The 23,864-nt window shown below is 40.8% G+C and carries 18 protein-coding genes; 5 read left to right on the forward strand and 13 right to left on the reverse strand.

Going from position 1 to position 23,864, the window contains the following annotated elements:
- Positions 1–17 precede the first annotated feature (17 nt).
- Genes recC through recD form a run of 3 tightly spaced genes read left to right on the forward strand, consistent with a single transcriptional unit; the run spans position 18 to position 8,885 of the window.
- Entirely contained in the window at positions 18–3,317 is a 3,300-nt protein-coding gene (gene recC / locus ACNSN3_RS05160; protein ID WP_418608694.1) for an exodeoxyribonuclease V subunit gamma, read from the forward strand.
- Complete coding sequence (gene recB, locus ACNSN3_RS05165; protein WP_418608695.1) at positions 3,304–6,870, forward strand: exodeoxyribonuclease V subunit beta; 3,567 nt, start codon at positions 3,304–3,306, stop codon at positions 6,868–6,870. Before recC ends, recB begins: the two co-directional genes overlap by 14 nt.
- A complete protein-coding gene (gene recD, locus ACNSN3_RS05170; protein ID WP_418608696.1) occupies positions 6,867–8,885 on the forward strand; it encodes an exodeoxyribonuclease V subunit alpha in 2,019 nt (672 codons plus the stop codon). The genes recB and recD overlap by 4 nt, the downstream gene beginning before the upstream one ends.
- A 13-nt stretch (positions 8,886–8,898) precedes the next feature.
- Here recD and ACNSN3_RS05175 read toward each other — a convergent pair whose 3' ends face one another.
- Complete coding sequence (locus tag ACNSN3_RS05175; protein WP_054200681.1) at positions 8,899–9,531, reverse strand: trimeric intracellular cation channel family protein; 633 nt, start codon at positions 9,529–9,531, stop codon at positions 8,899–8,901.
- Between the two features lie 396 nt (positions 9,532–9,927).
- Complete coding sequence (locus tag ACNSN3_RS05180) at positions 9,928–11,217, reverse strand: amidohydrolase (protein WP_418608697.1); 1,290 nt, start codon at positions 11,215–11,217, stop codon at positions 9,928–9,930.
- Between the two features lie 327 nt (positions 11,218–11,544).
- Here ACNSN3_RS05180 and ACNSN3_RS05185 point away from each other — a divergent pair, with 327 nt between their 5' ends.
- On the forward strand, positions 11,545–12,603 hold the full coding sequence (locus ACNSN3_RS05185; protein ID WP_055011768.1) for a hypothetical protein: 1,059 nt from the start codon (positions 11,545–11,547) through the stop codon (positions 12,601–12,603).
- A gap of 164 nt (positions 12,604–12,767) precedes the next feature.
- Positions 12,768–13,829: a hypothetical protein gene (locus tag ACNSN3_RS05190; RefSeq protein ID WP_418608698.1), complete on the forward strand. Its 1,062-nt coding sequence runs from the start codon at positions 12,768–12,770 to the stop codon at positions 13,827–13,829.
- A 49-nt stretch (positions 13,830–13,878) separates the two neighbouring features.
- On the opposite strand, the gene ttcA is transcribed toward ACNSN3_RS05190, so the two are convergent.
- From ttcA to ccoO, 11 genes are all read right to left on the reverse strand, one after another.
- Complete coding sequence (ttcA, locus tag ACNSN3_RS05195; RefSeq protein WP_010389587.1) at positions 13,879–14,793, reverse strand: tRNA 2-thiocytidine(32) synthetase TtcA; 915 nt, start codon at positions 14,791–14,793, stop codon at positions 13,879–13,881.
- A 93-nt stretch (positions 14,794–14,886) separates the two neighbouring features.
- On the reverse strand, positions 14,887–15,813 hold the full coding sequence (uspE, locus tag ACNSN3_RS05200) for a universal stress protein UspE (protein ID WP_418608699.1): 927 nt from the start codon (positions 15,811–15,813) through the stop codon (positions 14,887–14,889).
- A 162-nt stretch (positions 15,814–15,975) separates the two neighbouring features.
- Positions 15,976–17,130 carry a hypothetical protein gene (locus ACNSN3_RS05205; protein WP_418608700.1) on the reverse strand — a complete coding sequence of 385 codons (1,155 nt, stop codon included), beginning with the start codon at positions 17,128–17,130 and terminating at the stop codon, positions 15,976–15,978.
- A 205-nt stretch (positions 17,131–17,335) separates the two neighbouring features.
- Positions 17,336–18,073, reverse strand: coding sequence for an FNR family transcription factor (locus ACNSN3_RS05210; protein WP_010389589.1), 738 nt, complete (start codon positions 18,071–18,073; stop codon positions 17,336–17,338).
- Between the two features lie 42 nt (positions 18,074–18,115).
- Positions 18,116–18,787: a sulfite exporter TauE/SafE family protein gene (locus tag ACNSN3_RS05215; RefSeq protein WP_418608701.1), complete on the reverse strand. Its 672-nt coding sequence runs from the start codon at positions 18,785–18,787 to the stop codon at positions 18,116–18,118.
- Complete coding sequence (gene ccoS, locus ACNSN3_RS05220) at positions 18,780–18,947, reverse strand: cbb3-type cytochrome oxidase assembly protein CcoS (protein WP_008109812.1); 168 nt, start codon at positions 18,945–18,947, stop codon at positions 18,780–18,782. The genes ACNSN3_RS05215 and ccoS overlap by 8 nt, the downstream gene beginning before the upstream one ends.
- Entirely contained in the window at positions 18,944–21,316 is a 2,373-nt protein-coding gene (locus ACNSN3_RS05225; protein ID WP_418608702.1) for a heavy metal translocating P-type ATPase, read from the reverse strand. The genes ccoS and ACNSN3_RS05225 overlap by 4 nt, the downstream gene beginning before the upstream one ends.
- 8 nt (positions 21,317–21,324) lie before the next feature.
- Entirely contained in the window at positions 21,325–21,816 is a 492-nt protein-coding gene (locus tag ACNSN3_RS05230; RefSeq protein WP_010389596.1) for a FixH family protein, read from the reverse strand.
- Between the two features lie 149 nt (positions 21,817–21,965).
- The gene (ccoP, locus tag ACNSN3_RS05235) at positions 21,966–23,000 is read right to left on the reverse strand and encodes a cytochrome-c oxidase, cbb3-type subunit III (protein WP_418608703.1); all 1,035 of its coding nucleotides are present in this window, start codon (positions 22,998–23,000) and stop codon (positions 21,966–21,968) included.
- The gene (locus ACNSN3_RS05240) at positions 22,997–23,182 is read right to left on the reverse strand and encodes a cbb3-type cytochrome oxidase subunit 3 (RefSeq protein ID WP_010389598.1); all 186 of its coding nucleotides are present in this window, start codon (positions 23,180–23,182) and stop codon (positions 22,997–22,999) included. Before ACNSN3_RS05240 ends, ccoP begins: the two co-directional genes overlap by 4 nt.
- A gap of 6 nt (positions 23,183–23,188) precedes the next feature.
- A complete protein-coding gene (gene ccoO / locus ACNSN3_RS05245) occupies positions 23,189–23,863 on the reverse strand; it encodes a cytochrome-c oxidase, cbb3-type subunit II (protein WP_418608704.1) in 675 nt (224 codons plus the stop codon).
- Position 23,864: the final 1 nt, after the last annotated feature.

The following is a 23,864-nucleotide window of genomic DNA, read 5'->3' on the forward strand; positions in this document are numbered from 1 at the left end:
AGTAAGGCTGGTATCGTATGCTCAATATTATTCAATCAAACCGTATGGAAGCCCTGCAAGCGCAGTTTCATCAGCTATTAAAAATAAACCCATTGCAAAGCCCATTTGATAAAGAAGTGGTGTTAGTGCAATCGCCGGGTATGTCGCAATGGCTTAAAATCGGTTTAAGTGAAAATTTAGGCGTAGCTGCGCAGGTAGACTTTCCGCTGCCGTCGAGCTTTATTTGGCAGTTGTACCAGCAACTATTGCCAAACGTGCCTAAAGAGTCGGCCTTTAACAAACCTAACCTTGCTTGGAAATTATTTGCCATTTTACCCCAGTGCATAAATGAGCCGCTGTACTTACCGCTTAAAACCTATTTAGAGGGCGATATTGACGGCCAAAAAACCTTTGCTCTATGTGAAAAAATAGCCGATGTGTACGACCAATATTTGATGTATCGCCCCCATTGGATAGCCAAATGGGATAGTGGCACCGATGAGCTTGATGATGTTGATATAACGATTGCGCCTTGGCAACCCGATTTATGGCGTCGTATCGTCAAATTAAGCAAGCAGCTGGGGCAAAGCCAATTTCACCGTGCCAATATGCAAGGGCAGTTACTCAGTGCACTTGAGAGCATGGATAGCGCCTTATTACCAAAACGTATTAGCTTATTTGGCATATCGGCGATTGCTAGCTCGCAGCTTGAGGTGTTTGAAGCCTTGAGTAAAAAAACTGAAGTATTTTTATTCTTTTTTAACCCTAGCGAGCATTACTGGGGCGATATCATTGATGAAAAAACAGCAGCTAAAATCACCGCTAAATACGCAAAAATGCCGCTGGTGGAAGCACAACAAAAAAAGCACACCAACCCTGATGAGGAATACTATTTTATTGGTAATCCGCTGTTATCGTCGTGGGGTAAACTCGGCCGTGACTATTTTGAGCAACTAGTGCAGCTTGATGCCCGCTGGATTGATGGCTTTATAGATGTATTTGACGACAGCTTACTTGGCCAAGTGCAAAGTGAAATTTACCAACTTGCCTTTAAAGGTGAGTCGCTCACCGATAATAAAGAATGGTTTATTAACGACGAGGGCAAGCTGCCAATTACTGCAAACGATGCAAGCATTACACTAAGTGATTGCCATACACCGCTTCGAGAAGTAGAGCGTTTGCACGACTACTTACTTAATTTATTTAATCAAAATTCAGCGCTTACCCCTAAAGACATCATCGTGATGATGCCCGATGTTGGCACCTACAGCCCTTATATTGAAGCAGTTTTTGGTGGTGCACAGGGCAGTCGATTTATACCTTATGCGCTAGCTGATTTAGCCATAGAGCAAGAAAAACCTGTACTGAGTTCGTTTGCTAGTTTAGCTAATTTACCGTTTTCGCGCTTCGGCGTGTCGGATATTCTCGATTTATTACAGGTTACGCAAATTGCTGAAAAGTTTGGTTTAGAAGCGCATGAATATGAGCAAATTCAGTATTGGTTGGAGCGTGTTGGCGTTAAATGGGGCGTAAACGCTGAACATAAAAGTAGCTTTGACTTACCCGCAATTGAGCTTAACACTTGGCAGCATGGCTTAAACCGTTTACTACTGGGTATTGCCATGCGCGATGAACAGTGCCCATTTAATGGTATTTACAGTGCCGATGAGGTTGAGGGCATGGCGCTCGATACACTCAATAAGCTGGTACACTTTATTGATGTGCTGCAAGACTTTAAAGCTAAGCTCACCCCCGATGACACACTCACCAATAAAGCCCAAATTTTAAATGAGCTGCTCAACACTATTTATGAGAGCGAAAGTGACGACAGTTGGGATTTATTAGTACTACAAAAAGTACTCGAAGATATAGGTAAGCACCACGATAACGGTGATTACAGTGAGGCCGTATCGCAGCGCATTGTTAGCTATTTAATTAAACAAGGCATACAAGAAAAAGGTGTCGGCCAACGTTTTTTAGTGGGGCAAGTGAATTTTTGTACGTTAATGCCAATGCGGGCCGTGCCGTTTAAGGTAGTGTGTATGTTAGGCTTGAACGATGCCGATTACCCACGTACCGTTCAACCTATCGGTTTTGACTTAGTACCTTATTCTAAAAAGCAAAAAGGTGACCGTTCACGAAAACTCGATGACCGTTACCTTTTTTTAGAAGCACTTCTTAGTGCCCGAGATAATTTATATATGAGCTACATTGGTCGCTCATGTTTTGACAATCAACCACGCATGCCATCAACACTTGTCAGTGAATTGTTAGAATACATAGGTCGCAGCTTCAAACTTAGCGAACCCGGTGATAAACCCTTGCCAGATTGCCTTATTAGCCAACAACATTTACAACCTTTTAATAGTCATTATTATTTGCCAGCGAGCGCTGAACAGGCAGGGCTTAAGAACCACAGCTATAACCCAATTTGGCTGCCTAGCGAGGCCTTTGAGCCAAAAGCAATCACTGCACTTGATGTAACGCCTCCAGAGCTGCTTGATCTTGATATGTTTATTCGCAGTGTGTGCCACGCCCAAGAGAGCTTTTATCAGCAAAGCTTAGGGTTACGTTTGCCGCAATTTAACGACATAGCCAAAGATGAAGAACCGTTTAGCTTAGATGCGCTGCGCCGTTATTTTTACCTTGATGAAATACTTGAAGCTAATATTAACGATACCCCACGGAGTACCGAGCAAATACTGCAGCGCGGTGAGCTGCCGCAAGCTCATGTTGGCAGCTTAATTTATGAAAGCATGCAACATCGCGTTGATGCGCTTGCAGGGCAAGTAAAACAACAAATAAAAGCGGGTAAAAGCGAACCGATAGAAGTGTTACTGTCGCTTGAAAATACCACCATTGAAGGCTGGCTAAACCATGTGTATATGCAAAAACAAGTGTTTTATCGTAGTGCCAGTATTAAAGCTAAAGATTTAATTAAAGGCTTTATTTATCATCTTGCTGCACAAAGCATGCAACAAGAGGTTGAAACTTTATTACTGGGTTTAGATAAACAAATTAGCTTTGCCCCAATGAGTAAAGCCGATGCCGATTTACTGCTCGCAGATTGGTTTGAGCTTTATAAAGCATTACGCAACAAGCCCGTGGCGTTTTTTCCGGTAAGTGGTTATGAATACGTAAAAAGCGGTGGTGATATGGCAAAAGCCAACAGTAAATTTAGTCCACAGTATATTGGCCGAGGTGAGGGGGAAAACCCTTATATTCGTTTAACGGTGCAATCACTTAATGACTGCCAAGACGAATTTATACATTGGAGCGATAAGCTACTCGCCCCATTATTTGAGCACGCCAAGGAGAGTGACTATGCAAGCGCTTAATCCGCTCACTATGCCATTATTAGGGCAAAGCTTAATTGAAGCCAGTGCTGGCACAGGTAAAACCTACACGATCACGGGTTTGTATTTGCGTTATTTATTGGGCATGCAAATACCTGGTGAGCTGAATACGCCATTGAGTGTTGAGCAAATTTTGGTAGTCACCTTTACCGATGCCGCCACGCAAGAAATTAAAGACCGTGTTCGTAGGCGAATTATTGCCGCGCGTGATGCGTTACTTGGGCAAGTACCCAATGATGAGCTAATTGAGGGTGTAATAGCGGGCGTTGATGACAAGCACCGTGCATTTGACTTACTCGATGCTGCAGCTAAATCAATGGACGAAGCAGCTATTTTTACCATTCATGGTTTTTGTCAGCGAATGCTAAAACAGCATGCGTTTGAATCCGGTGTGGCATTTAACTTAGAGTTCATTTTAGATGAGCGCGATATTCTGCTTGAAACCATAAAAGACTTTTGGCGTGCGTTTGTATACCCACTCAGTAAAGAAAGAACAGATGCGATTTTAGCGGTATTTGCTGCGCCCGAATCACTATTTAGTCATGTAAGTAGTATTTTAAATAAGGCGAACGCAGAAATAACCCCAAAAGTTAGTTTAGATGCGGTATGGCAAGCGCGAGATGAATACTTGGCGCGTGTTCCAGCCTTTAAAAAAGCCTGCCTAGAGCAAGAGTTTATTGGTGCTGTTAAAGCATCCGATTTAAGTGGCTCAAAAACACCTGGGCGAAAGGGCAGTCTTGCTGCACTTGAAGCATTTTGCTTAGGCAGTGATGACTTTTTTGAATTTGGTACCAGTAAGTATTCGTTTGAGGTGTGGAGTAGCGAGAACTTAAGTAATGCCGCTAATTATAAAAAAAATGGCACATTACTGACTCATCCACTTATTAGCCAATTCGATGCCTTAGCCGCACTTAACAACACCATTAACCAAGGGTTAAAAATTGCGATAGTGCAATATGCGGCGAGCTGGGTAAAAGCGGCCATAGTTAAACGCAAACAAGAACAAAGCGTGATCACCCCTGACGATTTACTGACTAATTTACACAGTGCCTTAAAGAGTGAACAAGGTGATGTGCTCGCACAAAAAATAGCGCAGTTATTTCCGGTGGCAATGATAGATGAGTTTCAGGATACTGACCCGATTCAGTACGGGATTTTTAGTAAAATTTATGCTCAAAGCAATACCACTTTAGCTATGATAGGCGATCCCAAACAAGCAATTTATGGGTTTAGGGGCGCAGATATATTTACCTACATTGGCGCAAAAGAAGCGGTAGATGAGCCACAACAATTTACATTGGGCACTAACTTTCGCTCAAGCAGTGATATTGTAAATAGCGTAAATAGCTTATTTAGCAAATACGACAACAGCTTTATTTATAACGACGCCATTCCATTTAATAAAGTGAAAGCGAAAGGAAAAAAAGCAGATGAGTCGTTTTTAATTGACGGTAAACCTGCCACCGCGTTTGAGTTTAATGTGTTTGTAGATGAAGTCGGCGATGAAAAAAATAAGCCGACCAGTAAAGGCGTAGGGCAAGCACATTTAGCCACCCATTTTGCTAATAAAATAGTGACTTTACTTGAGCAAGCAAACCAAGGCGTTGCCTGTATTGGCAGTACGCCGGTAAGCGCTGCTGATATTTGTATTTTGGTGCGCGACCGCGTTGAAGCACAAATAATGAAGCAAGCGCTGAGTAAAGCTAATATTGCCAGTGTGTATTTGTCGCGCGACAGTGTATTTAGCCAAGAGTTAAGTCATCACTTGCTCAATTTTTTAACGGCTTTGCATGGTCAGTACGATGAGGCGTTACTACGCGGTGTATTAGCTGGCCCGTTATTTTGTTTGAGCTATAACGATATTTTTGCTCTAGCCGATGATGAAAATAGCTGGCAAGAACACCTAAACTTTTTTGCTCAACTTAGCCATATTTGGCATAAGCAAGGGGCAATGGCAATGCTCGAACGCTTACTGAGTCACAATCAGCTCAGTGCCAAATGGCAAGGCTTGGGCTATAACGTAGAACGGTGGCTTACCGACTTTAGACATCTTGGCGAAATACTGCAGCAAAAACAAATAGAGCTTGAAGGGACACTTCGTTTATTACGTTGGTTTGCGCAAAAGGTGAGCCAGCAAGATGGCGAAACAGTGCAAGTTCGCTTAGAAAGTGATGCGAACTTAGTTAAAATTGTGACTATGCACGCTTCTAAAGGGCTTGAATACCCATTGGTATTTATGCCATTTGCCAGTGGTTATCGTGAAACTAAAGACGCGCTTTATCATCAAAATGGCAAGTTGATTTACGATTTAAGTAAAGACGAAAACGCCCTGCAAAAAGCCGAACAAGAACGTTTAGCAGAAGACTTACGTTTGCTTTATGTGGCACTGACCCGAGCAGTGCATTTTTGTGCCTTGGGCGTGTATAACATTTCTCAAGGGCAAAGTAGCCGTTTAGCAATTCAAAGTAGTGCGTTGGGACATGTATTATTCTCAGGGTTAGAGATAACCAGCAGCCAAGCATGGCGCACCCATTTAAGTGAATTTTGTGATGCTAATCATGCTATGCAATACTTGCAATTTACCTCAGGCGAATTAGTTGATCAGGGCATACTTCGGTTAAAAAATAGTGACACTAAACAGCACGATTTACTTATTAATACAGTAACGGCGCAGATTGAACGTGACTGGCGAGCAACCAGCTTTAGTGCCTTGAGCTTTAAAAAGCATGCTGATCAACTTGCTCCAGGGCGCAGCGATGAAGATCATCAAAGAGATGAGTTTGCTGTGCAGCAAGATGAACTTCCTTCACCGTATAGCTTTCCAAAGGGTGCAAAACCAGGGAGTTGCTTGCACGAAATATTTGAGCAGCTTGATTTTACCAGTCCGGTAAATCATCCCACGAATACAGAGCAAAACTTAACGGCTGTGATTGAGCGTGCTTTTGAAAAATACCATATCGATGAGCAATGGCAGCAAATTACCGAGCAATGGGTACTCGATGCACTTAATTGCCCGTTAAACAGCGAGAATAATTTAAGTTTGAGCCAATTAGCGCCAAGTGACTGTTTAGTAGAAATGGAGTTTAATTTACCGCTTAGCAGCCTCAGTGCCCCTAAGCTTAATGAAGTGTTGATTAAACATTTTGGCTTTAACCAAAGTAAACTTGAGTTTGCCCATGTGAAAGGGTTACTAAAAGGCTTTATTGATTTAATTTTTTGCTACCAAGGCAAGTATTATATTTTAGATTATAAATCGAATTATTTGGGCAGTACCGCCGCTGATTATGTGCCAGAGCAGCTAGAGCAAGCCATGACCAGCCACCAATATCATTTACAGTATTTAATTTATACCGTAGCGCTGCATCGCTTGCTTAAACAGCGAATTCCCGATTATTCAATAGAGGCGCATTTAGGCGGTGTTTATTATACTTTTTTACGCGGTATGCCAGCAGGTGAGGGAGTGTACTTTAAACAGCTAAGTGCAGATCAAGTCGTTATTTTAGATGGCTTGTTTAGCCAAGGAGCCATGCTATGAGTGATTTAAATCAACAACCGGGTTTGTTTGATGACTTAGATGATGCGCCTTTAGATGAACCTGTGCTCACAACAGCGCAGCCAACTATGCAGACCAGCGAAAGCATTAAAGTCGTGCCGTTGCTAACGTATTTAACGGACGAACATAGAGTGCGTGTGGTTGATGTAAAACTGGCTGAATTACTCAGTGGCACAAACGCACAGCAAGGGTATGACGACCTCTTTTATATAATTTTAATGTTGTGTTTATCGCAACAAAGCCAACATAGCTGTTTAACCCTAACAGAGGTTGATTGGACTAATCCGTTTAATTTACGTCAAAGCGACTTTACTAAACTAGAGGGCACACAGCCCGACACTCTCAGCCCATTTAGTGATGACTATACGACTGAGGCGGCAATACGTTATTTAGCCTCACATCAAAGTGTTGGGGATCACAAGCCGCTGCAATTGTTTAATCAACGGTTATATTTTTCCCGTTTAGCAGGCTATGAACAGACCCTTGCCCAACGATTACTGACAATGAGCGAGCGACAACTTAACATTGATGATGCAGTACTTGCTCAGTTATTAACCCGCTACTTTCCAGATGATCCGAGTTTTGACATTGATTGGCAAAAAGTAGCGTGTGCCATTGCCGCTACAAAAGGTTTTAGTGTGATCACGGGCGGGCCTGGTACAGGTAAAACCACCACGGTGACAAAGCTGTTAGCGATTTTGCAATCGTTATATCAAGCGGCGCCATTGAGCATAAAATTAGTAGCACCCACCGGTAAAGCAGCGGCACGGCTAACAGAGTCAATTTTAGGGGCTAAAAATAAGCTTAGTGAAATACCAGATGATATTAATTCGTTGATCCCGCAAAGCGCGCAAACCATTCATCGTTTGTTGGGAGTTAAGCCATTTACCAATAAATTCCGGCACGATAAAAGCAATCCGTTGCATGTTGATGTATTGATTATTGATGAGGCCAGCATGGTCGACTTATCACTTATGGCTAAATTAATCGAGGCTTTGCCAGATCATGCCCGATTGATTTTACTCGGTGATAAAGACCAACTTGCCTCGGTTGATACTGGCAGCGTAATGAGTGATTTATGCCAAGGGTTAGTGCTTGGGCAAACACCGCGTTATTCAAAAGTACGCTGCGAGCAATTGAACACGCTGTGCTTTAATGGCGCCATTAAACTCAACGCGCAAACTCAAAGTGAGTTTGAACTCGCTGACTGCATTGCTTTTTTACAACATAGTTATCGGTTTGATGCCAAAAGCGGTATTGGTCAATTGGCGCTGGCTGTAAATACCAACAACCGAGGAATATTAAACTATGTTGAACAACAAAGCAGCGAAGGGCATTTTAGCGATATTATTTTAGACTATGATTTTGTTTCCACACCAATTGAAAAGTTAGTAAATAGTGCCGCAAGTCATTATGCTAATTACCTAACACTGATAGCTCAAGGTGCCAGTGTTGCGCAAGTGCATGCAGCTTTTGCCAGTTATCAGTTACTTGCTGCAGTACGTGAAGGCGATTACGGCGTTAATAGTTTAAACCAGCGTATTGAACGGGTTTTACAGCAGCAAGGTTTAATTAGCGTTAATCCTAATCAGCGGCATTATATAGGGATGCCGATAATGGTTAGTCAAAACGACTACCAGCTAAAATTATTTAACGGTGATATAGGAATTCTAATGCCCGATGATAGCGGCCAACTCAAGGCAGTGTTTATTGATGAACAAGGTAATGAACGGGCATTTTCACCCGCACGGCTTCCGGCGCACGATAAAGTGTATGTAATGACCATTCATAAATCCCAAGGCTCAGAGTTTAGTTATACCGCGATGGTGTTACCACCGCTCAAGCAGGCGAGTATCGGTATTAATAGGCAATTAGTGTACACGGGAATTACCCGCGCAAAACAGACCTTTGAGCTGGTGGCAGATAAAAAAGTGCTGCAACTGGCCATGGGTAAAAGTGTATCACGGGCGTCAGGCTTGTATGAGCGATTAGTGTAAAGCCATACTTATACTAATCTCTTATTTTTGGGGTTCGTTTTCTAAATAGGTTGGGTTGCCAGCCAAAATGCAGTGCGCCCAATCTTAGAAAGACGGTTACCAATAATGAACCAATAATGCACCATAAATAAGGGACATCTAATAAAAATAGCGTGGCATAGGTTAAGCCTCCTGCAAAACACGCGGTGGAGTATAGCTCTTCGCGCATCACCAGTGGTACTTCTCTACAGATCACATCACGTATTAAGCCGCCAAATATACCCGTCGTCATTCCCATTGTAAGCGCAACCACCATGGTTGTACCTTCAATTAATGCTTTTTCAATACCGACCACATTAAAAATAGCCATACCAATAGCGTCAACCAGCAACATGTAATAGTTAGACACATCAGGTAAGTGGCGAATAAACATAACGGTGACAAAAATAGCGCCATATGTGGCATATAAATAATCGGGGTTGGCTATCCAAAATACAGGTTGATTAAGAAGAATATCTCTGAGCGTGCCACCGCCTAACGCGGTGACTGAGCCAACAACGACAACACCAAATCCACCAATATCTTTGTCGTGGCCTAATAATGCACCTGAAATTGCAAAGAATGCCACGCCAATAAGGCTTAAAAAATTAAAATACTCTGCCGTCATTGAGGTGTCCTTACCAAGTTGATAATTTATATTAGACATTAAAAGATAAGCTATTGGGGATTTATATTAGCTGAATAACACTAGGGTCTGTTTACCTTTCAAGGTTGAATTTGCAGCAGTCTGCTTGGTATTAAAGCAAGGCAGAGCCTGTGTGGTGTGGTTATTCCCCATAAATAGGCGATAACGCAGCATCAATGCCAAACAGGCGCTGCCCGAAGGGTTCTGCCTAGGGGCGATTTACTCTTTGTTGCTCGGTTTTTACTTAGTCCACTAGTTTACAAACCTCGCGCCGCGATTAAACCGCCCCTAGTTTGAACAAATATTAATCCGCAAAGGTCAACAGACCCTAGCTTTACAAGCACAAGGTTATTAGCCCTGTGCTTCTATGATGGGTTGTTATTGTAAGTAGTCAACGACCAGTTGAGATAATGATTTTACGCCAAGTTGTAAGGCATTTTCGTCAACATAAAACTGAGGTGAATGATTACTTGGCGCTGTTTTAGCGTTTTGATCTTTTGGAGTGACGCCTAAAAAGTAAAACAGTCCAGGTGTTTCTAGCGCATAATAACTAAAGTCTTCTGCACCGGTAATCAAATCTGTGGAAATAATGTTGTCAGCGCCAGCAATACGGGCAAGCGTAGGGGTCATTTTTTGAGTCAGTGCAACATTATTTACTGTTACAGGGTAGCCGTGATCTATATGCACATCAGCTTTTGCACCAGCGGATTCGGCAACCAGCTCAGCGGTTTTAGCTAAACGTTTTTTAATATCGGCGCGCATAGTTTGATCAAAGGTTCTAATTGTACCAATTAGCTCGACGCTATCAGGGATTATATTTGAGCGTATGCCGCCGTTAATCGCGCCAAATGAAATAACAGAAGGCGCTTTAGTTACATCTACTTGGCGAGAGGCGATTGTTTGAGTTGCCATTATAATTTGTGATGAAGCAACAATGGGATCTACACCATTCCAAGGGCGTGAACCATGAGTTTGACGACCCGTTACGTTAATTGTGAAAGAGTCTTCACTGGCCATTAGAGGCCCTTCTCTAAAGCCAATTTGACCAGTATTAAGTGAGCTGGTGACATGCAAGCCAAACACCGCTTCAGGTTTTTGTTTAAATAAACCTTCTTTTAGCATTAGCTCTGCGCCTCCTTCTTCTCCCTCGGGGGCGCCTTCTTCAGCGGGTTGAAATACAAACAGTACTTCACCCGCTAACTGCTCTTTAATTTTTACCAGTGTCTCTGCTACGGCCATTAGAATAGCAACATGAGTGTCGTGCCCGCAGGCATGCATAACGCCTACTTCATTACCACGATAGGTTGAGGTTTGTTTAGAGGCAAAGGGTAAATCAACTTGTTCGGTAACGGGTAAAGCATCCATATCGGCACGAAGGGCGATTAAAGGGCCTTTTTTACCACCGCTTAATTTAGCCACAACTCCGGTATGCCCAACACCAGTTTGTACTTCAAGCCCCAGTGATTTTAAATGGTTAGTAATGTACTTCGCGGTTTCAAATTCGCGATTACTCAGCTCTGGATATTGATGCAAATGGCGACGCCATGTAATGACTTTTTCACTTACACTTTGTGTTGCTTGTTCAAGTTGGGTGTTAATACTACTAGCAAAACTAGGCGCTGAAATTGCAGTAAATAAAACACTGCCAAAAATTATTTTTTTTATCATTTTAATTCCTTGGTTTTCATCGTGTGTAATTAACTTACGCTATTACATTAATAAAAAGTAGTGTTGTTTAATAGTTAACCACAGTTAAAAGAAAGTTTATTGATACTGCTTAAGAAGGGGATAAAGCTATTTTGTTTAACACAATAGTTTGGCGCTTTTGTCGTATTTTAACGCAAATATTTAGCTTTAACGGTGAAAATGATAACAAAATGTTGCATTTTTTAGATTTGTTCCCAATACTGGTCAATGCATTGCTTTTACCATGCACTGACAACAGCGTGTAACAAGCTAAGCATAATAAAAATATTCAATCAGTTAAGGATTAATATGAACAACACACACACTTTTAAACGCGCGACTTTATTTGCAGCAGCAATAGGGCTCTTAATGAGTTTTTCTGCGCTTAGTAAAGAGTATAAAGTAGTTTTAATTCATGGTTTGCAAGTATCCCAGCTTACCAATAAAGCAGGTAGTGATGTAGTAAACGATGGCCAAAGCTATTGGCAGTCTTATTGGGTAAACCGTGCCGACGAGCGCATTGACTGGCCTGCGTATGAACGAATAGAAGGAAAAATTACTACAGATTGGGTATGGCCCAAGCTACAACAGATCTCTCGCTCAAATTTATGCGAGCCAGGCTGCGTGTTTGTAACCCACTCTACCGGTGACTTAGTTGCCCGATATATTATAGATAACCAGGAAAACTGGCTAGAAAACGCGGGTTTAAAACCGCTTAATATTATTGCTACCTTTGATTTAGCAGGTGCTGGTGGTGGTAGTGAATTAGCCGACTTAGCGGTGAGTGCGTTAACCGGCGCATCGTGGAATTTTGCTGTAGACGCTGCATTAACTTGGTGGCTAGGCAGTGAAGTTAACGAGGCGGTTGGCGTATTACATGATTTAAAAGTTAATAATGCACGTAGAATCGCGCCATTACCTGATGCGCGCACACCGCGTTTACGCTTTGTGGCCGATGGTAATGCATACTTAGGTTTAACGGCTGGCTTTTTGCGTGGTAACGATGATTCGGTAGTCGCTACTCACTCATCATGTGGCGCAAGCTCGGTAAGCTCATTTGGTAGTTGTAGTGCCAATATTGACACCAATGGGCGTTTAACTTCACAAGGTGATGCTGTTAGTAGCTTCATGCCATACCATTATCCATTAATGATGACTAACAGTTACAGCCATAACGAAATTCAACAAGCGCAGCACCAAGGTAATGTAACGGTGGCAATGAATAATATTAGCGTGGCTGGCGATACATTAGGATATGAAACTGTCGATGAAACTACCGGTAGTTGGTTTTGGAAAAAACAATACCGTTATGTAAAAGACTCTGATAATTTGAGTGCTTCAACGCTCATATATAATGTGATCCCATAAAGGTGATTGTGCGTGCGGCTTTATATGCTGCACGCTTTTGATACCAATTCGCTTTATGCAGTTATTTATTTTTAGGTAAGAAAACCTGAATGCAAATAGCATCAGGTTTACGTTCTAAAAGTGATTATCTGCTATTGCGAATTGATGTTATAGGATAAATAACAATGAAAAAATCCTACGTTATTGCTTTAGTGATTATTGTTGCCGGCTTGATGTGGTTTTTAGGTCAAGGTAATGCTAGTTATTCAGCTTCGCAAACAACAGCTAAAGAGCATAATAAAACACCTGAACTTGCGGCTATGTCGGCAAAATCAGAGGTACCAGCAGTTAAATCAAGCATAAAAAAAATGCCTGAAGAGCAGCATGAGTTTAATGAAGATATAGCTAAAGCAGCATCGGCGGTGGCGCAGCAATATCAACAAAACTTAGTATTCCCGCCTTATTCGCAACCTTTAACGGTATATGATGAAGACCGGCTAAAGCCAAATCAGTTTTTCCCGGTTACTAGCCCAGTAGGAGAGCAAGGCGGGGAGTTAACCTTAAGTTTATCTCAATATCGCTATGTCTATCCGCAAGCAATTGAATTAACCATAAGCGCACAAAATTTAGGTAAAGCACAGGTAACACTCAGTGATACGGATACTAAACAGCCGTTAAAAACACACAGTGGTGTTGCTCGAGACAATGAACTTGTAATTACGTTTAAAGGTGAGGAAGACTATCCTCGCAATTTACAGTTATTAGTTGAGGCCGACATTGTGGGTAAAATGGTCCCTGTGGTGGCACAAATACAATATATGCCGCCTAGTGCAACCCTAACTAGCTTTGATAACGCATATCCACGTAATGATAATATGATAGTGCCTGCTAACTTAACGGTGATAAAAAGTGGCTTATATCGCTTAAGAGCTAACTTATACAGTGGTACTTCGCCATTAGCACATTTAGTTGCTAAAGCTCGTTTAGATGAGGGCAGCGAACAAATTGATTTTAAAGCGCATTGGTCTGTTTTGCCTAAGCAAACGAATGATTTGCGGTTGAGCGACTTTGTTATTGAACGTATGTCGCCAAGCCCAGGTGAGCGAAACAGCTTTGGGCAAAGTAAAGTGAGTGAGTTTACTATTGAAGATTTTGCTTACGATAGCTTACAGCAGCTGCCTTATCAGGCGAATAAACAAGAATTGCAGAGTTTAGAGTTTTTACAAGGATTAGCTGCCGGTAGGTAGCAGCATAGAACAGAGTGAAGGGTTTGCATTACTGCAAACCCTTAAAAAATTAGCTTAAATTAATTGTAACCACGTCGGCTTGGTCTGTTTCATCTTGTTCAGGATTAACCGGCGCTTTTGGAATATCTGGTTTATCTAGCGCAATGTCGCCACCATCAATAACGTCACCGGTTTGCAGATTAGCAAAATCAAACAATTGGTTATCAGCTAAATGCGAAGGTACAACATTTTGCATGGCAGTAAAAATACTTTCTATACGCCCTGGGTGCTCTTTATTCCATTGTTCTAGCATGTTCTTGGTGTGCTTACGTTGTAGGTTTTCTTGTGAGCCACATAAGTTACACGGAATAATAGGGTAGCCTTGACTAAATGCGTATTGACTAATATCGGCTTCTTTACAATAAGCTAATGGGCGAATAACCATGTGTTCACCATTATCGCTCATTAGTTTAGCCGGCATACTTTTGAGTTTGCCGCCATAAAACATATTTAAAAACAAGGTTTCTATCATGTCATCGCGGTGATGACCCAGTGCGATTTTAGTAGCGCCTAGCTCTTTAGCTGTACGATATAAAATACCACGGCGTAGACGAGAGCAAAGTGAGCACGTTGTTTTACCTTCAGGAATAATATCGGTAACAATACTGTAGGTATCTTCTTCGACAATTTTGTATTCAATATTTAAATTATCAAGGTATTCAGGCAGTACATGCTCAGGGAAGCCTGGTTGTTTTTGGTCAAGGTTAACCGCAAAAAGATCAAACTTGATAGGGGCAACACGCTGTAAATGTTGCAGCATATCGAGCATAGTGTAACTGTCTTTTCCGCCCGATAAGCACACCATGATACGATCACCTTCTTCTATCATGTTAAAATCCATGACAGCTTGACCTGTGAGGCGGCGTAAACGCTTTTGAAGCTTATTTAAGTTGTGTTGAGCTTTGGCTTGAGCAGAATGAGACACTACGCCCCCTTATAAAACAGTACGGCAAAATTAATTGCTAAAAATAAAGGGGCGTATTATATGCCATATGTAATATCACAGCTACAGCAAACGTTAACTTTCTGCGAGTGGACTTACATAGCCATCAGGTTTCAATGCCAGTACATCACAATCGAGGCTGTCAATAACATGCTCAGCGGTGTTACCCACTAATGCAGCACTTAAGCCAGTACGCCCAACAGTGCCAATAACCACTAACTCACTATTTAAACGACTTGCAACATCCGGTATCACATCTTCTGGCAATCCCTCTTCAATAAAGCATTGATCAGAGGTTAGGTTAAACTCGTTAGCTAGTTCATTGGTTGATTCAATATGATGTTTTTTAACTGATTCATTGTAAAGCCCAGGGTTAAATTCTGGGATTTCTATGGCAATATTTACTGGTGTAGCAGGGTAGGCATTGACTAAGTTAAGTTTAGCATTAGCCAGTTCACATAAAAATTGTGCATCTTTAATTATGCGTTTATTAAGTGATAAGTGCTGCTCATTTTCACTGACTGCATTTACTGCAGCTAAAATATTCCCCTGTGCTGGCCATTGCATATCTTTGACAAATAAAACGGGAGTTGGACACTTTCTTACTAAGTGCCAGTCTGTAGGAGTAAAAATAACCGCTTTTAGTGCGCCGTGTTGATGCGTACCTTTGATAACTAAGTCGTATTTATCATTGATAACGGTATTAATTATTGCCTCGTATGGGCGATTATGCCAAATAACTTGCGTATCAATATTAATATTTTGATAAGGAGAGACCAGATCTTTAAGCCATAGCTCGCGATCTTTGAGGACGGCTTGACGCATTGCTTCACGTTCATCGCCTGATAGCATAGTAGTCATTTCGTAAGAGAAATCATAAACCGTCATAAAGGCGGTAATGCTCGCACCCGATTTTCTGGCTAAATCTATTGAACGCGCGAGGGCATTTTGATCGTCTTTAGTTGGGTCAATAACCGCGATAATACGTTTAATCGTTTCCATTGTGCTACTCCATTCACTTAACAGTTATACATTCAGTGTAACGCAAATACACAACAGTTAAAGGGGGTAGCACTAAGATTATTGTTCTATATCAAGAAATAAAGTTTCTCTAATTTTAAAACTTTTTATCTTGGATAAAAGCATGTAGTGCTTTATAAAAATTTAATTATCCTCAGGTTTTATTGAAGTGTTGTCTTCTACGGTGAATCCACTCGTTTTTTTCACAAAGCCCACTTCAGGTAGTAAGTTATAAACGTTATCTTTAATGGTAGAAAACAGATAACTCTTTCCACCTCTACTGAATAAGTTAATAAGATACCAATATTTCTTTTCAGGGTAAACAGTCATATCAACGTCAATAAAGTGATTGTTATTGATATAAATGCCTCTTACGTATTTATCATCTATTAGCTCGCCGGTTACATCTGACTGTATTCTAATGCCTCCCTTAGAACGTAAAACTGTGTTGTGAGTAAAATAAATACTTCCCCAATTAAAAGGCTCCGTCACACTTTCTGGTTTATTAGGGTAAGCATTGAGGATAAACTTATCAGTGTCTATGAAGGTATTTGAAATGATCTTAACATCCGAATAATAGGTTAATTCAATTGCTGTGCCTTTAGTTTTTTTAAAGGTATTATATTTTATTAAAGCTTTAGAAACAGGTTTTCTAGTGGCTAGTTTTAAGGAACCTTTTAGAGCTTCAAATACATTGCTTTCAATTGTAATATCATGTGTACCACCATAGTTTTCACTCCATGGGTGAGTTGTGGTCACTTGGGTAACATTTTTAAAATAGTTATTACTAATTTTTACTCTGAAAGAGTTGATAGGGGCATTATACGATGAACGCTTTGAGGAAGTTGCTCTTATTGCTGCATCGCCAAAATCAAAAAATTGATTGTGATGTATTGAAATATCTGCAGAACCTGCAAAGAGGATACCTTGCTCTCCCCAGGCGTAGTTAAGCGTGTCTTTAGTTAACCCTTCAAAAATAAAGCCATTAATTTCTATGAAGCGTGAATTATAAAAGGATAAAATATACTCTCCTTCAAATTGGTCACACTTTTTTAGTATAACGCCAGCATTAGCTGTAATAACAATATTGTTAAGATTTCTGACGATAATAGCTGAACATATATCGTAAACTCCAGGCTTGTCTATTTTAAGCTCAGAATTTTCTGCAGTGTTTAAAATCAAGTCTTTTAGTGCTTGTGAGTCATCAATGCCATCATCGGGGATCATTGAGCTCGATGCTTGGCTACTAAATAAAAGACTTAAAGAAAGAGCAATAAATAGAAATAAAGAATTAGGCATGAGATTGTCCTTCTATATAAGAGTTTAATAGGACGTAGTTACTTTTATATTACAAAATGAGCCAGACAAGTAATTATTCTATTCATCGACTCTTAAAAGTGAATGGGTAATACCTCTACCCAAAGTGTTAGTAGAGATAGAGCATAATTGCAAATAATTACGCTCCAATTCAGGGGGAGATTAATTTTAAAATGAGAAGCTATTATTAACGTGGCTTTACAATCGCAGCTGTTTTTGCAAGCGCGTCATTATCTAAAATAGTAATAAACTTACCTTCTACTTTAATTAAGTCAGCTTTTTGAAAACGACTCAATAAACGGCTAATGGTTTCAACAGTTAAACCAAGGTAGTTGCCAATTTCACCGCGGGTCATGGTAAATCTAAATTCTTTACGTGAAAAACCACGCTCACCAAAACGCTCTGATAAATTATAAATAAAACTCGCTAGACGTTCTTCGGCAGACTTTTTATTAAGTAATAGCAGCATTTCTTGGTCGTAAGTTATTTCACTACTCATTAAACGCATAATTTGTTGGCGAAGCTTAGGCAACTTACCAGCGAGTTCGTCAAGTGTATCAAAGGGGATTTCACATACCATTGAGGTTTCTAGTGCTTGAGAAAAGCTTTGGTGCTGCATTTTATTGATGGCATCAAACCCAACAAGGTCGCCAGCTAAGTGAAAGCCGGTAATTTGTTCATCGCCTTGCTCAGACAAAGTATACGATTTAAACGAACCTGAACGAACCGCAAAAATTGCATTTAAAGGCGCGCCCGATTCAAATAAGTAGTCACCCTTGTGTAATGGTTTTTTTCGCTCAATGATCTCATCAAGTTTATCCATTTCTTGGCCATTTAAAGAAAATGGTAAACATAACTGGCTAATACTGCAGTTATTACAGCTAATGGCACAATTACCTTTAGCACGACTTTGAGAAAAATCCATAAGTTCAATCCGTTAAATTTCTATGCACGACATTTTATAATGTTAATGCACTAGCTTATCTGTTGCAATGATCAGGAGGTAGATACCATACCAAATGATAACACTGCCTAATGTTATTCGTGTCCATGGGTGATTAAAAAGCCTATTTAGCTTTTGTGCAGCCATGCCTAAGGTGATCATGGCAGGAAATGTGCCTAGGGCAAATGCCAGCATAACTAAAGCACCATTAATGGCACTGCCACTGGTCATTGCCCAAGTAAGTGCAGAATATACTAAACCGCACGGTAACCAGCCCCATAACGCACCATAACCAAGCGCTTTTAGAGGCGAATCAATGGGCATTAAATACTTATTAAGTTTAATTAAGTGCTGCCAAATGAGGGTTTTACCTAGTTTTTCGAGCCACTGTAAGGTGGCGGCTAGGCGCATAATATAAACGCCAACCAGTAACATAAAAATACCGGCTAAAAATAACAAAAATAATGAAAAGGCAGAATTTTGCGTAGCAAACTGGCTACTAATACCCGCAACAAGGGCTCCTGCTAGCATATAACTTAAAGCTCGACCGCTGTTATAAGCTAGAGAATATAACCACGTTTGACGTTTATTGCTGGCAAGTTGCAATGAGCTGGCAATACCACCACACATAGCAATGCAATGACCACTGCCAATTAAGCCCATTAAAAAAGCGCTAACAAAAATAGGGTCAATCATTACTTTTATTGTGCTGCTCTTTGTCGTCTTCAAACAAAATACTATGGCCTTGCTTGTTTAAATCAGAGAATTGCTCGCCTTTTACTGCCCAAAAAAATACGCCAATAGCAATTAATACAAACAAAATAGCGATAGGAACTAAAATATAAATTATGCTCATAACTTTAATAGCCTTAGTGAATTACATATCACAATAATAGAGCTGGCAGACATACCAATAACGGCCATCCATGGCGCAACTAAGCCCATAGCCGCTAGCGGTAATATAGAGCCATTATATAATAAAGAAAGCGCCAAGTTTTGCTTAATTATACGTCGTGTTTGTTTAGCAATAGTTAACAAATGCGAGATAGAAGCTAAGTCACTGTTTAGCAATACAACATCAGCACTATTTTTAGATATATCGGCACCGGTTTCCATGGCGATAGATAAATGGGCGCTGGCAAATACTGGGCTGTCGTTTACGCCATCACCAACCATAGCAACAATTTCACCTTGCGATGACCAGCGTTCAACTGCGACTTGTTTATCTTTTGGACTGCAGCTTGCAAGTACTGAATCAAGCTTTAATTTTTTAGCGACTTTGGCACCGGCATCAGATGCATCACCAGTTAGCATATGGCAACTAAGGTTAGCCGCTTGTAAAACATTAATGAGCTTATCGGCATCAGCTTTAACTTTATCTACAAAGTAAAAGCGTGCAACAGCCTGCTTGTTTATGTAAAGCGTTGCTTGTGCGTTGGTTTTTTTTGTGTCAAACCAGCCACTTTTACCAATAGCGTAATGGGTATTATCGAACTGAGCGCTTATCCCAATGCCTGGGTGCAGTTGTACATCGTCAAATTTACGTTGCCCTTTAAACTCCTTAAATGCACTGGCAATAGGATGTTCAGAGTAACTTTCAAGCTGGGCTGCAATATCAAGAATTTGTTCTTTGCTGTAGTTATCATCAAGTATGTCAACCACGTCGAGGCTAAATTTACCTTGTGTAAGCGTACCTGTTTTGTCAAAGGCAAATAAAGTGAGCTTTGATAGGGTTTCTAGCACATGTGCTTGCTTAATTAGTATACCTTTGCGGGTTAAGGTTGCTACAGCACACGTTAATGCGGTCGGAATTGCTAAGCTTAATGCGCACGGGCAAGTGGCCACTAACACCGATATAGTGATCCAAAAAGCAACATCAGGGTCTACCTGGTACCAACCAATGGCGGTTAGAGAGGCAAACACCAATAATACAGCAACAAACCACTGCGCTACTTTGTCGGTAATTTCAACCAGTCTTGGGCGTTTTGTTAGGGCATTATGTTGCAGGCGAATAATTTGATTAAGTAGGGTGTTTTGGCCTAGTTTATTGATTTTTATTTCAATAATACCATCATGGTTAACCGTGCCTGCATACACATTATGATCAATATACTTTCGTACTGGTTGATGTTCGCCGGTCATCATAGACTCATCAACACTGGTACTGCCTTTAACCAATATGCCATCAGCAGGAATGGTTTCGCCAGCCTTTATTAACACAATATCGTTAAGTTTGAGTTTTTTGGCGGCAATGATGTGCTCATTACCTTGCTCATCGAGCGTTCGTGCAGTAAGGGGTAACAACTTTTGCAAGTTGGCAGTGAATTCACTGGCCTTTAAACGCGCTCTAAATTCTAAGTATTTACCTAGTAAGAGTAAAAAGGTAAACATACAAATAGATTCAAAGTAAACTTCGCCTACTTCCATTACGGTGGCATAACAGCTGGCGCCATAAGCACCAAAAATAGCCAATGATACTGGTAAGTCCATATTCAGCTGCCTTGCCTTTAAGCCGTTAATTGCGTTACTTAAAAAGGGAAGGGCGCTGTATAAAATGACTGGAGTGGCTAGAATTAAACTGATCCATCTAAAGTACTGTTCAAAGTTGCTATCCATTCCAGAGAACATGCCGAAGTACATTGCAAAGGCAAACATCATCACTTGCATGGTCATCAAGCCTGCGACACCAAGGCGGCGAATATACGCTTTGGCTGTTTGTTGCTTTTGCTGGGCTTCTAAATCTGATTGGAAGGGGTAAGCTTTATAGCCTATTTCAGCCAATGAGGTAATTAGCTCACTTAAAGGCGTGGCACTTTTATCCCAGTGGATCATGGCACGATTTGTTGAGGTATTTACATCAACGCGTTTTACCGATTTAAGGTTCAATAATTGCTTTTCAATTAGCCAGGCACAGGCGGCGCAGGTTATACCTTCAACACTCAGTAATACCTCAGAGTTGTCGTTGTGCGTACTAATAAACTCATCTTGGATATCTTCATTGTCATAACTTTTAATAAAAGCGAGCTGTTCAGGGACAAGTTGCTCTACTTTGCCGGCACTTACGGTGCGGTATTTGTAGTAGTCGGTCATTCCTTGGTCAATGATGTTTTGAGCAACCGCTTGACAGCCAATGCAACACATTGGCTCAGCGGTATTGTCTATAATAACGTGTGCGTCAAACCCTGCTGGCACACTTTCAAGACAATGAAAGCAATTTTTAGACATACTAAATACTACTTATAATTAGGAGTAACTAAAACGGTGGCTGTGGTTGGTAAAGTAATACTTTCTTTCATTTTCCAACTAGCATCAACAGGCTCAATAAACACTGAGTAAGCACCAGGCGTGTAGCTTTCTAATAATGCAGTAAACTCTTGATTAGCATTTGGAGTGAGGGTAGCTTCAAAATCATGAGCTTTTATAGTGCGATGAAAAAACGATAATTTTAGCGCGTGGATATTACTGGTATCGCCTTTAGTAAATTTAAAGCTTACTCGCTCATCAGATACATTTAGGTCACCATGTAAATACAAGGCTTTTGCTTTATCAAACTTAATCAGCTCTAAGTTGATTGCTTTGCCTTTTTTATAGTAATCGTCCACAACCATATCTGGGCCGTTACCAATGGCTGTAATAAATAAACTAATGCAGCCAATAATTGCAGCTAATGGAAAGAAGATTAAAAACCAAGGCCAAAAATTTTTATACCACGGAGTCGGTTGCATAGTCGCTCTAAAATTAATTAATGTGCGGCTATATTATAATAAATAGAACGAAAAGACTAAAAAAAAGCCTCCGAGTGGAGGCTTTTTTGATCTGTATTAATCTATTGAAATAAAAAGATTAAAACTGAAACGTTTTGTTAACTTTATCGTTATTTATCTTGCGATAAGCTGTAAACGTAAGCAGTTAATAGGTGAATTTTATCTTCGCCTAAAATCTCTTTCCAAGCAGGCATTACACCAGCACGGCCATGGTTAAGTGTTTCTTCAACTGCACGTTGAGAACCACCGTACAACCAAATGTTATCAGTTAGATTTGGTGCACCAAACGGTAAGTTGTGTGCTACTGAACCTTTACCATCTGCACCATGACATGCTGCACACATCGCGAATTTCGCTTTACCTGCATCGGCATCTTTTTGGTTTACAGTACGACCAGATAGGCTAAGTACATAAGCTGTCATTTCTTTAACGCCTTGCTCACCTAATGCATCACCCCAAGGTGGCATTGCTGCAACACGGCCTAAAAGTAATGTTTCTCTGATTTTGTCAGGTGTACCACCGTATAACCAATCTTTGTCTGTTAGGTTAGGGAAGCCAGTACCACCTCGAGCATCAGAGCCATGACATTGCGCACAGTTTTGAGCAAATAAGCGCTGACCAATTTCAACCGCTAGTTGACCTTGCGTTTGCTCATGTTTAGTACCGTTCTCTAGTGCTACTTGCTGTGCTGCATCACCAGCAAACTTAGACTCTACTAAATCAGTAACAGAGATTTGTGCCAATTCATTGAAAATTGGGCCAAAACGCTCTTCAGCAGCACGATATTCTGCATCTAGCTTTACAAAGCGGCCATCTTCTTTAGCATCAATGACTGCTTCTTTCGATTCAGTTAAAGAAGTAACACCTTGGTTTGAGCTGGTCCACTTTGCTAAGCCTTCCCAGTTACCTAAACCCGGGTAAGCTGCTAAGTAATAAACAGACCATACAAACGTTGCGAAGAACATGTATGTCCACCATTTTGGTAGTGGATTGTTCAATTCTTCAATGCCGTCAAACTCATGTCCACAGCTTTCACCTTCTTTTACGCCTACATAGTTTTTTAAGTTCCAAACTAGTAGACCAAAGATAATGATTAAGCATGCAAGGGTTAATACAATAACCCATATACTCCAAAAGCTAGTCATTTCTCAGACCCCTTTTCCTCGTTAGAGAGTGTATTGTTGTGTTTTTTTTCATCTTCAAATATGACATTAGCAGCGTCTTTAAAACGACTTTTACTGCGCTTACTATATGCCCATCCAACAATCACAATAAATAATACTAAAATTACCAGAGTCAAAATGCCTCTGTATGTCCCGTAGTCCATAATAATCTACTTCAAATGTGTGCCAAGTTGTTGCAAATAAGCAATAAGGGCTTGCATTTCTGTTGCACCTTTACCGTCATTCATTGCGTCAACTTTAGCAATGTCAGCGATTAATTCCTCGTCACTGCCATAACCTAAACCCGGGTGTTTTGGGTTTTCTGGGTTAATAGCAAACGTGTCACGGAAAATTTGTAGCTTTTTCAGAGTTAAGCTTGTATCAAGCGTGTTCTCTGCTAACCAAGGGAAGCCTGGCATATTCGACTCAGGAACAACTGCACGAGGGTCAATTAAGTGCGCATAATGCCAGTCGTCTGAGTAACGTTTACCTACACGTGCTAAGTCAGGACCAGTACGTTTAGAGCCCCACAGGAACGGGTGATCCCATACTGATTCACCCGCAACCGAGTAATGACCGTAACGCTCGACTTCATCACGAAATGGACGAATCATCTGTGAGTGACAGTTAGCGCAACCTTCACGCACATAGATGTCACGACCTTCAAACTCTAGCGCATTTAACGGGCGTAACCCATCAACGGGTTTAGTTGTGTCGTCTTGGAACATTAGCGGAGTAATTTCTACCAATGCACCAAAGCTGATTGCGAAAACAGTCAAGATGGCCATAAGGCCGATATTTTTCTCGATAATTTCGTGTTTATTTTGCGAATTTTTATTGCTCATT

This window comes from Pseudoalteromonas sp. US3C1004, from assembly GCF_048401065.1.
GTDB classification, from domain to species: domain Bacteria; phylum Pseudomonadota; class Gammaproteobacteria; order Enterobacterales; family Alteromonadaceae; genus Pseudoalteromonas; species Pseudoalteromonas undina.

What these genes read in the sequence shown, in the direction of transcription:
- uspE (WP_418608699.1), bottom strand. Translation starts at nt 15,813, where the DNA reads ATGGAAACGATTAAACGTATTATCGCGGTTATTGACCCAACTAAAGAC.
- recB (WP_418608695.1), top strand. Translation starts at nt 3,304, where the DNA reads ATGCAAGCGCTTAATCCGCTCACTATGCCATTATTAGGGCAAAGCTTA.
- ccoP (WP_418608703.1), bottom strand. Translation starts at nt 23,000, where the DNA reads ATGACTAGCTTTTGGAGTATATGGGTTATTGTATTAACCCTTGCATGC.
- ACNSN3_RS05210 (WP_010389589.1), bottom strand. Translation starts at nt 18,073, where the DNA reads ATGGATTTTTCTCAAAGTCGTGCTAAAGGTAATTGTGCCATTAGCTGT.
- ACNSN3_RS05240 (WP_010389598.1), bottom strand. Translation starts at nt 23,182, where the DNA reads ATGGACTACGGGACATACAGAGGCATTTTGACTCTGGTAATTTTAGTA.
- ACNSN3_RS05190 (WP_418608698.1), top strand. Translation starts at nt 12,768, where the DNA reads ATGAAAAAATCCTACGTTATTGCTTTAGTGATTATTGTTGCCGGCTTG.
- ACNSN3_RS05175 (WP_054200681.1), bottom strand. Translation starts at nt 9,531, where the DNA reads ATGACGGCAGAGTATTTTAATTTTTTAAGCCTTATTGGCGTGGCATTC.
- ACNSN3_RS05230 (WP_010389596.1), bottom strand. Translation starts at nt 21,816, where the DNA reads ATGCAACCGACTCCGTGGTATAAAAATTTTTGGCCTTGGTTTTTAATC.
- ACNSN3_RS05205 (WP_418608700.1), bottom strand. Translation starts at nt 17,130, where the DNA reads ATGCCTAATTCTTTATTTCTATTTATTGCTCTTTCTTTAAGTCTTTTA.
- ACNSN3_RS05215 (WP_418608701.1), bottom strand. Translation starts at nt 18,787, where the DNA reads ATGATTGACCCTATTTTTGTTAGCGCTTTTTTAATGGGCTTAATTGGC.
- recC (WP_418608694.1), top strand. Translation starts at nt 18, where the DNA reads ATGCTCAATATTATTCAATCAAACCGTATGGAAGCCCTGCAAGCGCAG.
- ccoS (WP_008109812.1), bottom strand. Translation starts at nt 18,947, where the DNA reads ATGAGCATAATTTATATTTTAGTTCCTATCGCTATTTTGTTTGTATTA.
- ACNSN3_RS05185 (WP_055011768.1), top strand. Translation starts at nt 11,545, where the DNA reads ATGAACAACACACACACTTTTAAACGCGCGACTTTATTTGCAGCAGCA.
- recD (WP_418608696.1), top strand. Translation starts at nt 6,867, where the DNA reads ATGAGTGATTTAAATCAACAACCGGGTTTGTTTGATGACTTAGATGAT.
- ACNSN3_RS05180 (WP_418608697.1), bottom strand. Translation starts at nt 11,217, where the DNA reads ATGATAAAAAAAATAATTTTTGGCAGTGTTTTATTTACTGCAATTTCA.
- ccoO (WP_418608704.1), bottom strand. Translation starts at nt 23,863, where the DNA reads ATGAGCAATAAAAATTCGCAAAATAAACACGAAATTATCGAGAAAAAT.
- ACNSN3_RS05225 (WP_418608702.1), bottom strand. Translation starts at nt 21,316, where the DNA reads ATGTCTAAAAATTGCTTTCATTGTCTTGAAAGTGTGCCAGCAGGGTTT.